Annotated in this window: 11 protein-coding genes; 7 read left to right on the forward strand and 4 right to left on the reverse strand. The window is 66.8% G+C overall.

Annotated elements, in window-relative coordinates:
* Window positions 1–96: 96 nt before the first annotated feature.
* Window positions 97–1,062 (reverse strand): nitronate monooxygenase, encoded by a 966-nt coding sequence (locus LI94_RS06750; RefSeq protein WP_046300718.1) that lies wholly within the window; start codon window positions 1,060–1,062, stop codon window positions 97–99.
* 18 nt (window positions 1,063–1,080) lie between these two features.
* Window positions 1,081–2,217: a PrsW family intramembrane metalloprotease gene (locus LI94_RS06755; protein WP_024442854.1), complete on the reverse strand. Its 1,137-nt coding sequence runs from the start codon at window positions 2,215–2,217 to the stop codon at window positions 1,081–1,083.
* A 164-nt stretch (window positions 2,218–2,381) separates the two neighbouring features.
* Between LI94_RS06755 and rpsA the strand changes: the two genes are divergently transcribed.
* Both rpsA and coaE read left to right on the forward strand, forming a co-directional pair.
* Window positions 2,382–3,821, forward strand: coding sequence for a 30S ribosomal protein S1 (gene rpsA / locus LI94_RS06760; protein WP_024442855.1), 1,440 nt, complete (start codon window positions 2,382–2,384; stop codon window positions 3,819–3,821).
* A gap of 30 nt (window positions 3,822–3,851) precedes the next feature.
* The gene (coaE, locus tag LI94_RS06765; RefSeq protein WP_024442856.1) at window positions 3,852–5,078 is read left to right on the forward strand and encodes a dephospho-CoA kinase; all 1,227 of its coding nucleotides are present in this window, start codon (window positions 3,852–3,854) and stop codon (window positions 5,076–5,078) included.
* A gap of 17 nt (window positions 5,079–5,095) precedes the next feature.
* Here the strand turns inward: coaE and LI94_RS06770 are convergent, their stop codons facing one another.
* Window positions 5,096–5,536 (reverse strand): hypothetical protein, encoded by a 441-nt coding sequence (locus tag LI94_RS06770; protein WP_024442857.1) that lies wholly within the window; start codon window positions 5,534–5,536, stop codon window positions 5,096–5,098.
* A gap of 131 nt (window positions 5,537–5,667) precedes the next feature.
* Between LI94_RS06770 and LI94_RS21840 the strand changes: the two genes are divergently transcribed.
* From LI94_RS21840 to LI94_RS06785, 3 genes are all read left to right on the forward strand, one after another.
* The gene (locus LI94_RS21840; protein ID WP_192830928.1) at window positions 5,668–6,267 is read left to right on the forward strand and encodes a TetR family transcriptional regulator; all 600 of its coding nucleotides are present in this window, start codon (window positions 5,668–5,670) and stop codon (window positions 6,265–6,267) included.
* Between the two features lie 71 nt (window positions 6,268–6,338).
* Window positions 6,339–6,728 (forward strand): MmpS family transport accessory protein, encoded by a 390-nt coding sequence (locus LI94_RS06780; protein WP_239651166.1) that lies wholly within the window; start codon window positions 6,339–6,341, stop codon window positions 6,726–6,728.
* Window positions 6,725–9,607, forward strand: a complete 2,883-nt coding sequence (locus LI94_RS06785; protein WP_152664769.1) for an MMPL family transporter — start codon at window positions 6,725–6,727, stop codon at window positions 9,605–9,607. The genes LI94_RS06780 and LI94_RS06785 overlap by 4 nt, the downstream gene beginning before the upstream one ends.
* Here LI94_RS06785 and LI94_RS06790 read toward each other — a convergent pair.
* Entirely contained in the window at window positions 9,567–10,106 is a 540-nt protein-coding gene (locus LI94_RS06790; RefSeq protein ID WP_024442861.1) for a DUF402 domain-containing protein, read from the reverse strand. The two genes, LI94_RS06785 and LI94_RS06790, sit on opposite strands and share 41 nt — an antisense overlap.
* A 103-nt stretch (window positions 10,107–10,209) precedes the next feature.
* Between LI94_RS06790 and uvrB the strand changes: the two genes are divergently transcribed.
* On the forward strand, window positions 10,210–12,381 hold the full coding sequence (gene uvrB / locus LI94_RS06795; protein ID WP_046300728.1) for an excinuclease ABC subunit UvrB: 2,172 nt from the start codon (window positions 10,210–10,212) through the stop codon (window positions 12,379–12,381).
* A gap of 68 nt (window positions 12,382–12,449) precedes the next feature.
* Complete coding sequence (locus tag LI94_RS06800; RefSeq protein ID WP_024442863.1) at window positions 12,450–13,880, forward strand: MFS transporter; 1,431 nt, start codon at window positions 12,450–12,452, stop codon at window positions 13,878–13,880.
* Window positions 13,881–13,904: the final 24 nt, after the last annotated feature.

A 13,904-nucleotide genomic window follows, 5' to 3' on the forward strand; every position in this document is an offset into this window, starting at 1 on the left:
TCTGCTCGGTAACCCACGAGTTTTTGTGAGTGAGGCCCCGGCCCGCAACCCCCGACGAAAGCCGGGCGTCACCCCATACCGTCTAACGGCTGGTCATCACGCGCCGCGGTTCAGGATCCTGGCGGCGTCGTGGACCATCTGTGCCACGATGGCGCCCGCGGGCATGACGTCGTGGATGAGTCCGACGGCCTCACCGACCAAGAGGTGGGCGATGTCGAAGTCGGCTGCGGCGACTCCCGCCTCAAATTCAGCGATGGCCTCGGGAAGGTTGGCCAGCAAGTGGCTCTCGTCGCCGTGCCAGGTCCGCAGGAACGCGTTGCGTAGCGCCCGCTCGTCGTAGTGGGCAGGCCAATCGAGTTGTCGCACAAGGTCGTAGGCGCGGGTCCGGACGGTGTCCTCGCCGCTGGCCCGGATGGCTCGCTCGTGCGCTTCGGGTGGCACGAGTGCCTCGCTGGCGACCCAGAACCGCGTGCCGACGACAACGCCGTCGGCGCCGAGCGCCAGTGCCGCGGCCACCCCGCGACCGTCGGCGATACCGCCCGCGGCCAACACGAATGTCTCCGGCGAGTAATCGGCTACCAGGTCGACCACGGCCGGGACGAACGTCATGGTCGAAGGACCCGACATGCCGTGGCCGCCGGCCTCGGTGCCTTGGGCCACGATCACTTTCGCCCCCGCCCGCAGCGCCGTGTGGGCCTGCTCAAGGGTCTGCACCTGGCAGATCAGCGGAACGCCCGCGTCGCGGATGTCACCGGCGAAGGCAGTGGGGTCACCGAAGGAAAGCATGATGGCCGCCGGGTCCCGGTCGAGTGCGACGGCGAGAGCCTCCGGTGCGCGAGCCAGGCTCCAGGTGATGAATCCGCATCCGACGCGTGCGTCGCCGGCGGCATCGAATTCACGCTGCACCCAGTCCGGGTCGCCGTAACCACCGCCGAGCAGACCGAGCCCACCGGCATGGGTGACCGCCGCCGCGAGTCGGCCGCCGGATGCCTGCGCCATCGGCGCCAGCACGATCGGGTGGTCGATACCGAAGTGGTCGGTGAGGCGATTGCGCAGCGACATGGCGGTGGCTCCCGGAGATCAGCGCCGTACCGGCAGCGGAGCGTGATACCCGGCCATGGTGTAGAGCACCGGCGCCGCCGCCCGGGCGGCCACCACGCCGTAGGCGTCCTCCTGCTGCACCGCGAACACCTCGGGGTCACCGAACCCGCGATCGATGCGGTCCCGGATGAATGCCAGCCGGACCACTTGGACGGCGAACTTCTTCACGGCCCGGCCGGCGGCTCGGCCACCGATGCGCTTGGCCTCGCGGATCGCGTGCTTGCGGGTTCGGATCGATCCCAGCCACGTCGCCTCGTTGGCGCTGATCAAGCCGCCGGCCACCATGCCGGGCAGTTTGGTCGCCACCAGATGCTGTTCGTGCCGACGGCTCAGCATGCCCAGCAGCACCATCAGCAGGAACACCGGCACCAGCCAGAACAGGTAGGTCACCAGGAACAACTGCCCGCCACCCATCGCCAGTGAGGCGTTCCACGACGCGTGCATCGCCACCGCCCCCAGGTAGCCGAGCAGAATCACGAAGGTTTTGGACCAGAACCCGTGGCGGCGTAGCGCGAAGAACACCCCGATTCCGGTCATGGTGGTGAACAGCGGGTGGGCGAACGGGCCGAAGATCAGCCGGGCGATGGCCACCGCGGCCATTTTGGCCGGTGATTCGGCCGGCGCGATGTAGACGATGTCCTCCATCCAGGCGAAACCCACCGCCACGACGCCCGAATAAACCATGCAGTCGGTCAGCGAGTTCAGCGCCAGCCGCCGGCGCCCGGTCAGCATCACCAACAGGAACAGGCCCTTGGCGGCCTCCTCGATGAACGGCGCCTGGATGGCCGCCATGTCGAAGGTCTTCGACACCAGCGGCCGCACCGTGGCGACCGAGGACCCGAAGGTCTCCAGGCCCACCGCCAGCACCACGGCGACCGATGCGCCCCACAAGAACGCCAGTTGCAGCAGCCGGCGCGGCTCGGGCTCCCAGCGATCCAGCCAGCGGTAGCACAACAGCACCACCAGCATCGACATGCTCGCCAGTACCAGCGCGGTCAGGGTCCCGCCCGGGTTGGCCGCGGTGAACAGCAGCAGCAGGAACACCGTGAGGATGGCGAGCAGGACGATCACAATGAGCGGCGCTCCGACTCTCCGCCGGTTCCGCGTCTGGGGCATAGCGAGGGAGCGTAGCCACCGGTTTGTCCAGCGTGCAACGCGTCGAGTAGCCTCAACAGGTAGTCCTCGACTAGTCCTAGACCAGATCGTGGGCGACCGCATGCGCAGCATGCGTGACAAGACCCCGTCCCTACTACGTCAAAATGTCCGGAGCAACCCAACACATGCCAAGTCCCACCGTCACCTCGCCGCAAGTAGCCGTCAACGACATCGGCTCGGCCGAGGACTTTCTCGCCGCCATCGACAAAACGATCAAGTACTTCAACGATGGCGACATCGTCGAAGGGACCATCGTCAAGGTTGACCGGGACGAGGTCCTGCTCGACATCGGTTACAAGACCGAAGGGGTCATCCCCTCCCGCGAACTGTCCATCAAGCACGACGTCGACCCCCACGAGGTGGTGTCCGTCGGTGATGAGGTCGAGGCCCTGGTCCTGACCAAAGAGGACAAAGAGGGTCGTCTGATCCTGTCCAAGAAGCGCGCCCAGTACGAGCGCGCCTGGGGCACCATCGAAGAGCTCAAGGAGAAGGACGAGGCCGTCAAGGGCACCGTCATCGAGGTCGTCAAGGGCGGCCTGATCCTCGACATCGGGCTGCGCGGCTTCCTGCCGGCCTCGCTGGTGGAGATGCGCCGGGTCCGCGACCTGCAGCCCTACATCGGCAAAGAGATCGAAGCCAAGATCATCGAGCTGGACAAGAACCGCAACAACGTGGTGCTGTCGCGTCGTGCCTGGCTGGAGCAGACCCAGTCCGAGGTGCGCAGCGAGTTCCTCAACCAGCTGCAGAAGGGCGCCGTCCGCAAGGGCGTGGTCTCCTCGATCGTCAACTTCGGCGCCTTCGTCGACCTGGGCGGCGTGGACGGCCTGGTGCACGTCTCCGAGCTGTCCTGGAAGCACATCGACCACCCGTCCGAGGTGGTTCAGGTGGGCGACGAGGTCACCGTCGAGGTGCTCGACGTCGACATGGACCGCGAGCGGGTTTCGCTGTCGCTCAAGGCCACTCAGGAAGACCCGTGGCGGCACTTCGCCCGTACCCACGCGATCGGTCAGATCGTCCCGGGCAAGGTCACCAAGCTGGTGCCGTTCGGTGCGTTCGTCCGCGTCGAGGAGGGCATCGAGGGCCTGGTGCACATCTCCGAGCTGGCTGAGCACCACGTCGAGGTCCCGGACCAGGTGGTCGCGGTCGGCGACGACGCCATGGTCAAGGTCATCGACATCGACCTGGACCGCCGCCGGATCTCGCTGAGCCTCAAGCAGGCCAACGAGGACTACACCGAGGAGTTCGACCCCTCCAAGTACGGCATGGCCGACAGCTACGACGAGCAGGGCAACTACATCTTCCCCGAGGGCTTCGACGCCGAGACCAACGAGTGGATCGAAGGTTTCGACAAGCAGCGCACCGAGTGGGAGGCCCGCTACGCCGAGGCCGAGCGCCGGCACAAGATGCACACCACGCAGATGGAGAAGTTCGCCGCTGCCGAGCAGGCCGAGCCGCGCTCGGGTGCCAACGGTTCGCACCGCGACGAGGCTCCGGCCGGCGGTTCGCTGGCCAGCGACGAGCAGCTCGCCGCACTGCGGGAGAAGCTCGCCGGTAACAGCGCATAACCAGCGCCCAGTGGGGTTGAAGGGGCGCAGATGCTGCGTATCGGTCTGACCGGCGGTATCGGCGCCGGTAAGTCGACGGTGTCGGCGACCTTCAGCCGCCATGGTGGCGTCATCGTTGACGGTGACGTCATCGCCCGTGAAGTTGTGGAGCCCGGTACCGAAGGCCTGGCCAAACTGGTCGAGGCCTTCGGGCCGGGCATCCTGCTTTCCGACGGAGCTTTGGATCGTCCGGCGCTGGCCGCGATCGCGTTCAGTGACGACGACAAGCGGGCCACCCTCAACGGCATCGTGCACCCGCTGGTGGCACACCGCCGCGCGGAGCTGATCGCCGAGGCCGGTGACGAGGCGGTGATCGTCGAGGACATCCCGCTGCTGGTCGAATCGCAGATGGCCCCGCTGTTCCCGCTGGTGATCGTGGTGCACGCGGACGTAGAGACCCGAGTAGCCCGACTCCTCCAATACCGTGGCATGTCGGAGGAGGACGCGCGGGCTCGGATCGCCGCGCAGGCCACCGAGCCGCAGCGCCGCGACGTCGCCGACGTCTGGCTGGACAACTCGGGCGATCCGGACCAATTGGCCGAGCAGGCCCTGGAGCTGTGGCACCAGCGCATCAAGCCGTTCGCGCACAACCTGATCACCCGCCAGACGGTGCCGTCGCCCACTGAGCTGATGAAAGCCGATCCGACCTGGCCGGATCAGGCGCAGCGCATCCTGGCCCGGTTGCGCACCGCCTGCGGGCACCGGGCCGTCCGGGTGGATCACATCGGCTCCACCGCGGTGCGCTGGCCGGAGGCCTTCGAAGCCCGAGACGTCATCGACGTTCAGGTCACGGTCGCTTCGCTGGCGATGGCCGACGAACTCGCCGAGTCCCTGCTGCGGGCCGGTTACCCGCAGGTGGCGGCTATCACCGCCGACAACGGTAAACCCGATGCCCGCAGCACCGCCGCGGAGTTCGATCGCGCGGGAGATCCGGCGTTGTGGCGCAAGCGCATTCACGCCTCCGCGGACCCGGGCCGGGCCACCAACGTGCATATCCGGGTCGAGGGCTGGCCCAATCAGCAGTTCGCCCTGCTGTTTCCGGCCTGGCTTACCGCTAACCCCGCCGCGCAGGCCGAGTATCTGGCGGTCAAACGCGACGCCGAACGCGCGGGAATCGACGGTGGCATCGATGCCTACGCGCAGGTCAAGGAGCCCTGGTTCGACACCGCCTATCGGCAGGCCTGGGCCTGGGCCGATGCCACCGGGTGGAGGCCCTGAGCGGGCCTACAAACTGATCAGGCCATGCTGCTGATCAGGGCGCCACACAGCATCGCGCCGGTGTGCGGGTCGTTGGTGTTGCCCCAGGTGTTGATGAAGCGCTCGCTTTTGACCGTGGTGACCTCGTCGACTTTGATCTCGCAGTGCACGGTCGCGGTGGTCGGGAAGCGCAACCGGATCACCATGCCGGCCTTGCTGGGGTCGGACATCACGGTGTTGGCCTCGAACGGAGTGCCGAACGCGTCGAGGTCCGCGCTGGCGGTCTCGTAGTCGTTGCGCATGAAGGTGACCACGTTGCCGCTGGACCAGGCGTCGACTTTCGCGATGTAGGTCACGTTGTGCAGCTCGGTGGTGTTGTCGTTGTCATCGGCGGCCGCGGGCGCCGGGAACAGCTGACCACACCCGAGCACGGCTGCGGTGGTGGCAGCGGCGACACCGATTCGCAGTTTGGCGTTCATATCAGCGGAGTTTAGCGCGGTCGCGGCATGGGCCCCACTTGTAGCGTGCGTCACAGTCGGCACAGCCGAGCGTGCGAAATCACGAAAATTGCATGGCGCGCAAAGTTTGCATTGTGTGCAATGATTTCGGGATGGGTGCGCCGCAGGTCAGCTCGCTGAGGGAACGCCGGCGGCGTGAAACCGAAGCCGCCATCCACCGCGCGGCGGTCGAGTTGATCGCGGCGCAGGGCTACGACGCGGTGACGGTGCCGATGATCAGCGAGCGGGCCGGTGTCTGTGTGCGCACCTTCTTCAACTATTTCCCCAACAAGGAATCGTCGGTAGTGCTGCCGTTCCCGTCGTTCGACCCGGAGCTCAGTGCCGTGGTGCGAAGTGGGCCGGGTGCCAAGCGTCTGATGGCCGACGTGGCCGACCTGGTGATCAACCACATCGAGGTCCATACCGCGAACTCGGTCGGCCTCACCACGCTGCTGCCGATGATCTGCGAGATCCCGGAGTTGCTCCGGCTTCACACCGCGGAATTGGCCGAGCTGGAAACGCAGCTGGTCGAGCTGATCGCTCAGCGACTGCGGTTGCCCGCCGACGATCGGCGCGTCGAAGTCATCGCCAGTGCGGTGATGGCCACGGCCAGCACCGCCATCCAGCGCTGGTCGCGCGACTCGGAGGCGGGTTCGTTGTCGGACGAGGTCCGGCGCTGCGTGAACCTGCTGGAACCCCTGCAACACCTTTAGGCCCCTTGGTTTTACCGCGAAAGCGAAAGGGAAAGACCATTTTTGAATTCGTGAAGCGCGCCTGGATCCCTATGGTCGTGGTCCTGGTGGCGGCGCTGGCCGGGTTTGCCGGGTTTCGCATCCATGCGGTGATGGCGCCCAAACCGGCGTCGACCGCCTTCATCGACGAGTCCCGACCCGTCATCCCCAAAGACGTCGTCTACGAAGTGTTCGGACCCGAGGGGACGGTCGGCCAGGTGAACTACCTCGACGAGAACTCGCAGCCGCAGCGGGCGGAATTCACCACCCTGCCGTGGTCGTTCACCATCTCCACCAAGCTGACGTCCATCTTCGCCAACGTGGTCGCCCAGGGCGACAGCGGCTCGATCGGCTGCCGCATCACCGTCAACGGCGAAGTGCGTGACGAGCAGACGCTCGACACCCACAACGCTCAGGTCTTTTGTCTGGTGAAGTCGGCATGAGCGACACCGACACCGTCACCCGTTCCCGCGTCGCGCAGTTCATTCACCGCGTGCCCCTGCTGGTCGTGGTGGCGTGGCTGGCGCTCACCGTCGTCGTCAACGTCGTTGTGCCGCAGCTGGAAGAGGTCGGCAAGGCGCGCTCGGTGTCATTGGCGGCCAAGGACGCCCAGTCCTACCAGGCGATCAAGAAGCAGGGCGCCAACTTCGAGCAGTTCGACTCCGACAGCATGGTGATGGTGCTGCTGGAGGGCGACGAACCGCTCGGCGACCAGGCGCGTAGCTACTACCACGGCCTGGTGGAGAAGCTGCGGGCCGACACCGAGCACGTCGAGTACGTGCAGGACTTCTGGGGCGACCGGATCACCGCCGGTGGCGCCCAGAGCATGGACGACAAGGCCGCCTACGTGCAGCTGAACCTGGTCGGCGACCAGGGCACCACCACCGGCAAGGAGTCGGTGCAGTCGGTGCGCGACATCGTCGACGGCAGCACACCGCCGCCCGGGCTGCATGTCTATGTGACCGGTCAGGCCGCGCTGACCATGGACATGAACGACGCCGGCGACGAGAGCATGCTCAAGATGACGGCGATCACCTTCGTGGTGATCACGGTCATGCTGCTGCTGATCTACCGGTCGATGACGACGGTGCTGCTGATCCTGTTCACCGTCTTCGTCGAGTTGGGTGCGGCGCGCGGGATCGTGGCCGTGCTGGGGCATTTCGAGATCATGGGGCTGTCCACGTTCGCGGTCAGCCTGTTGACCTCGCTGGCGATCGCGGCCGGTACCGACTACGCGATATTTTTCATCGGCCGCTATCAGGAGGCCAGGGCGGCGGGTCAAGACCGCGTCACCGCGTACTTCACCACCTACCACAGTGTTTCGCACGTGGTGCTGGGCTCGGGTTTGACCATCGCCGGCGCCACGTTCTGCCTGAAGTTCACCCGGCTGCCCTATTTCGCCTCCATGGGTGTGCCGTGTGCGGTCGGCATGCTGGTCGTGGTCGCCGCGGCGATGACGATCACCCCCGCGGTTCTGCTGCTGGGCACGCGATTCGGCCTGCTGGAGTCCAAGCGGAAGCTCTCGGCGCGGGGCTGGCGCCGGATCGGGACCGCGATCGTGCGGTGGCCGGGGCCGATCTTCGTGGTGACCATGATCGTCGCCCTGATCGGGATCGCCGTGTTGCCGTCGTACTCGGTGAACTACAACGACCAGTACTACATCCCCGACAGCCTGCCGTCGATTCAGGGCTATGAGGCGTCGTATCGGCACTTCTCCAAGGCCCGGATGAATCCGGATATCGTGCTCGTCGAGACCGATCAGGATCTGCGGACGCCGGGCAACATGCTGGTACTGGATCGGATCGCGAAGAACATCTTCCGTCTGGACGGAATCGACAAGGTACAGAGCATCACTCGGCCGCTAGGAGCGCCGATCGACCACAGCTCGGTGCCGTTTCAGCTGAGCATGCAGTCGGTGCCCATCACCGAGAACCTGGACTATCTCAAGGGCCGGATGGCCGACATGCTGCACATGACCGACCAGCTCGGTTCGATGATCGAGATCATGGAGCGCATGCAGGCCCTGATGTCGGAGCAGGCCGGCGTCACCCACGACATGGTGGGCCACACCACCGAGATGAAGCAGGTCACCGACGAAATGCGGGACCACCTGGCTGATTTCGACGACTTCTGGCGTCCGATGCGCAACTACTTCTATTGGGAGCCGCACTGCTCGGGCATCCCGATGTGCTGGTCGCTGCGGTCGATCTTCGACGGACTCGACGGGGTCGACAACCTCAGCGACAAGATGACCGCGATGCTGGGCGACCTGGAGCACATGGACACCCTGATGCCGCAGCTGGTGGCGCAGCTGCCGCCGATGATCGCCATCTCCAAGGACATTCGCGAGACGACGCTGACGATGTACAGCACGTTCAACGGGATGATCAACCAGATGGCCCGGATGACCGACACCGCGACCGTCATGGGGCAGGCCTTCGATGCCGCCAAGAACGACGACTTCTTCTATCTGCCGCCGGAGGCCTTCGACAACGCCGACTTCCAGAAGGGCCTCAAGCTGATGGTCTCGCCGGACGGGAAGTCCGCGCAGATCATCGTCACCCACGAGGGCGACCCGGCGGGCAACGCGGCGCTCTCCAAGACGCAGGAGGAGCTGACCGCTGCCAAGGCGGCGATCAAGGGCACTCCGCTGCAGGGCGCCCGGGTCTACATCGGCGGCACGGCGGCGACCTATCACGACATCGGCGAGTTCTTGAGATACGACATGATGCTGGCGGTGATGGCGTCGCTGTGCCTGATCCTGATCATCATGCTGGTGCTGACCCGCAGCCTGGTGGCGGCCGCGGTGATCGTCGGAACCATAGCGGTCTCGCTGGGCTCGTCATTCGGGCTGTCGGTGCTGGTCTGGCAGCACATCCTCGGCCTGCAGCTGCACTGGTTCGTGCTGCCGTTCACCGTGATCATCCTGTTGGCGGTGGGGTCGGACTACAACCTGCTGCTGGTGTCCCGCTTCAAGGAGGAACTCGGCGCCGGGATGAACACCGCGATCATCCGCGGCGTCGGGGGATCGGGCAGCGTGGCCACCCAGGCGGGCCTGGTGTTCGCGTTCACCATGGGCGCGATGATCAGCAGTGACCTGATCTCGATCGGTCAGTCCGGGACCGCGATCTGTCTGGGCCTGCTGTTCGACACCTTCATCATCCGGGCGTTCATGACGCCGTCGATCGCGGCGCTGCTGGGCCGCTGGTTCTGGTGGCCGATCAAGGTGCTGCCCACCTCGTCGCTCACCCGGCCCCGGCCCGTCACCGAGGACCCGGCGACTACCGAGATCCTGGTGGCGACCCCCGGAGCCCGTCGCTGACCGGCCAGGTCACCGGCATGCCCTGACTACTCAGCCATCGGTGCAGGTCGTAGCCGTTTCGGGCCAGACCGTCGACGGCGGCCACCGCGCGCAGCACCGCGTGTTCGGCGTCGTGCCGGCTCAGCAGGCCCTCGGCGACGGCGGCCATCAGCTCGTCGGTGTCGGCGAGCTCGACGCCGGATGCGGTGCGGACCACCAGATCCAGGTAGTGGTCCCGGGAGTGCCAGCGCTCCGGTCCCGCGGTGTACTCGCCGACGTCGAGGTAGAAGTCCTGGTCGCGTTCATACCCCGGGCTGAAGTGGAAGACGGTCGCGCGCAGCCCCAGCGACGGCAGCAGCCAGGACTCCAGGTAGTGGAACTGGGCCCGGCCCGGGGTGGGGCGGGCCAGGTAGAGGCCCCACGGGTGCACCGTGTAGACGTCGACGTCGCGCACCACCCCTTTGGGGTCGGTATTGGTGTAGCCGCGCAGGTCGAAGGTCTCTTCCTTGGGTGGATGCACCGCTGGCCGCCTCTCGCTGTCGGAGACCCAGCCTATGGCCCGGCTCCTCCTCATCGCGCTGGCGCGCTCTGCCTTGTCGCCGGGCGGGCCTACTCTGGCTTTCGTGGCCTTCGCAACCGAACACCCTATCGTCGCGCATTCGGAGTACCGGCCCGCCGCAGACGCCGTGGAAGGCATCGTCCGCGCCGGCGGCCGGTTCGAGGTCGTCAGCGAGTTCCAGCCGGCCGGTGACCAGCCGGCCGCCATCGCCGACCTGGAACGCCGCATCACCTCGGGGGAGAAGGACGTGGTGCTGCTGGGCGCCACCGGCACCGGCAAGTCGGCCACCGCGGCCTGGCTGATCGAACGGCTGCAGCGTCCCACCCTGGTGATGGCGCCGAACAAGACGCTGGCCGCGCAGCTGGCTAACGAGCTGCGAGAGATGTTGCCGCACAACGCCGTCGAGTACTTCGTTTCGTACTACGACTACTACCAGCCGGAAGCCTATATCGCCCAGACCGACACCTACATCGAGAAGGACAGCTCGATCAACGACGACGTCGAGCGGCTTCGCCACTCGGCCACCTCCAGCCTGCTGTCCCGGCGCGATGTCGTGGTGGTGGCCTCGGTGTCCTGCATCTACGGCCTGGGCACCCCGCAGTCCTACCTGGACCGGTCGGTGGAGCTGCAGGTCGGCGCGGAGGTGCCGCGCGACGGGCTGCTTCGGCTGCTGGTCGACGTGCAGTACACCCGCAATGACATGGCGTTCACCCGCGGTTCCTTCCGGGTGCGCGGCGATACCGTCGAGATCATCCCCTCCTATGAGGAGCTGGCGGTCCGCATCGAGTACTTCGGCGACGAGATCGAGGCGCTGTACTACCTGCATCCGCTCACCGGAGACGTGGTGCGCAAGGTCGACTCGCTGCGCATCTTCCCGGCCACCCACTACGTCGCAGGCCCGGAACGGATGACGCAGGCCATCTCCACCATCGAGGCGGAGCTGGCCGTCCGGCTCGAAGAGCTGGAGAGCCACGGAAAACTGCTGGAGGCCCAGCGGCTGCGGATGCGCACCAACTACGACATCGAGATGATGCGCCAGGTCGGCTTCTGCTCGGGCATCGAGAACTATTCGCGCCACATCGACGGTCGCGGCGCCGGCACGCCCCCGGCCACCCTGCTCGACTACTTCCCCGAGGATTTCCTGCTCATCATCGACGAGTCGCATGTCACCGTGCCGCAGGTCGGCGGTATGTACGAGGGCGACATGTCGCGTAAGCGCAACCTGGTCGAATTCGGGTTCCGGTTGCCCTCGGCGTGCGACAACCGGCCGCTGACCTGGGAGGAGTTCGCCGACCGGATCGGCCAGACGGTGTACATGTCGGCTACCCCGGGGCCCTATGAACTCAGCCAGGCCGGCGGCGAGTTCGTCGAGCAGGTGATCCGCCCGACCGGCCTGGTGGACCCCAAGGTGGTGGTGAAGCCGACCAAGGGCCAGATCGACGATCTGATCGCGGAGATCCGGCAGCGCACCGAGGCCGACGAGCGGGTGCTGGTCACCACCCTGACCAAGAAGATGGCCGAAGACCTCACCGATTACCTGCTGGAGATGGGGATCCGGGTGCGCTACCTGCACTCCGAGGTCGACACGCTGCGGCGGGTGGAGCTGTTGCGGCAGCTGCGGCTCGGCGACTACGACGTGCTGATCGGCATCAACCTGCTGCGTGAGGGGCTGGACCTGCCGGAGGTGTCGCTGGTGTCGATCCTCGACGCCGACAAGGAGGGCTTCCTGCGCTCCACCCGCAGCTTGATCCAGACCATCGGTCGCGCCGCCCGCAACGTCTCGGGCGAAGTGCACATGTACGCCGACAAGATCACCGACTCGATGCGGGAGGCCATCGACGAAACCGAACGCCGCCGGGCCAAGCAAGTCGCCTACAACGAGGCCAACGGCATCGACCCCCAGCCGCTGCGCAAGAAGATCGCCGACATCCTCGACCAGGTCTACCGGGAGGTGGAGGACACCGAATCGATCGAGGTCGCCGGGTCGGGCCGTAACGCCTCACGCGGGCGGCGCGCCCAGGGCGAGCCCGGCCGGGCAGTCAGCGCGGGGGTCTTCGAAGGCCGCGACACCAGCAACATGCCCCGGGCCGAACTGGCCGATCTGGTCAAGGACCTCACCGAGCAGATGATGAACGCGGCACGTGATCTGCAGTTCGAGCTGGCGGCCCGGATCCGCGACGAGATCGCCGACCTCAAGAAGGAACTGCGGGGTATGGACGCGGCCGGCATCAAGTGACGCGCCAGGCGGCCGGTCCATTTTCGCGTGGGATCGCGATCCGTGATTGACTGCAAGCGGTGGTGGAACTGACGGAAGCAGCGGTGCATGACTCCGCTGTTAGTACTGGCAGCTGGCGTGAGCTGCTCGGTAGGCGCTACCTGGGCACCGCGGCCGTGCTGGCCGGCGGTGTGGCGCTGTACGCCACCAACGAGTTCCTGACGATCAGTCTGCTGCCCAACACCATCAAGGACATCGGCGGTGAGCGGTTCTACGCCTGGGTGACCACCCTCTACCTGGTCGGTTCGGTGATCGCCGCGGCCGCCGCGAACGCGGTGCTGGTCCGGGTCGGTTCCCGCTCGGCCTACCTGATGGGTCTGCTGTCGTTCGGCCTGGGCACGGTGCTCTGTGCGCTGGCACCCGAGATGGAAATTCTGCTGGTCGGTCGCACTCTGCAGGGCATGGGCGGCGGCCTGTTGGCCGGGCTGGGGTGGGCGCTGATCAACGCAGTCCTGCCCAGCTGGCTGTGGACCCGGGCCTCGGGGCTGGTGTCCGCCATGTGGGGTGTCGGCACCCTGGTCGGACCGGCAGCCGGCGGCCTGTTCGCCCAGTTCGGCATCTGGCGGTGGGCCTTCGGTCTTATGGCGATTCTGACCGTGGTGATGGGCGTGGCGGTCAGTGTGGTGCTGCCCGCCGGGAGCAGCGGGTATCGCGGCGAACCCGTGCAGTTCCCGGTGCGGTCACTGCTGCTGCTGGGCGGCGCCGCGCTGGCGGTCAGCGTCGCGCAGCTTCCGCGCAGCCTGATCGGTGCGATGGGGCTGCTGCTGGTCGGGGCGGTCCTCCTGGTGGTGTTTCTGGTCGTGGACCGGCGTTCGTCGTCGGCGGTGCTGCCGTCCAGCGCTTTCCAGCCGGGCCGGGAGAAGTGGATCTACCTGACGCTGGGCCTGCTGATGGCCACCACCAAGGCCAACCTGTACATCCCGCTGCTCGGGCAGCGGCTGGCCCACCTGCCGCCGATGATGGCCGGCTTTCTGGGCGCCGCGCTGTCGACCGGTTGGACCATCAGCGAGATCGCCAGCGCGTCGGTGAGCAAGACGCGGGTGGTCATCGGCCTGGTGATCAGCGCGCCGCTGGTGATGTCGGCGGGTTTGTCGGTGGTCGCGTTCGCCCGGATGAGCAGTTACAACCCGACCGCGGTCGGCGCGATCTGGGCGCTGGCGCTGCTGGTCGTCGGCATCGGCGTCGGCGCCGGCTGGCCGCACCTGTCGGCGTGGGCCATGAGCTGCGTCGACGATCCGGCCGAGGGCGGGACCGCCGCCGCTGCCGTCAACACCGTCACGCTGATCGGCGGGGCGTTCGGCGCGGGCATCGCCGGCCTGGTGGTCAACACCGCGATGAGTACCGGTCAGCCCGCGGCTCGCTGGCTGTTCGCGATCTTCGCGGTGCTCGCCGCGCTGGGCTTCGTGGTCGCCTATCGGGCCAGCCGGGGCGCTGGGGAAGTCGTCGGCGGTACCGGCTGAGGCGGTGCGAGCCCCCTAACAGCG

This window comes from Mycobacterium sp. UM_Kg27 (assembly GCF_000972905.1).
Classification (GTDB): Bacteria; Actinomycetota; Actinomycetes; order Mycobacteriales; family Mycobacteriaceae; genus Mycobacterium.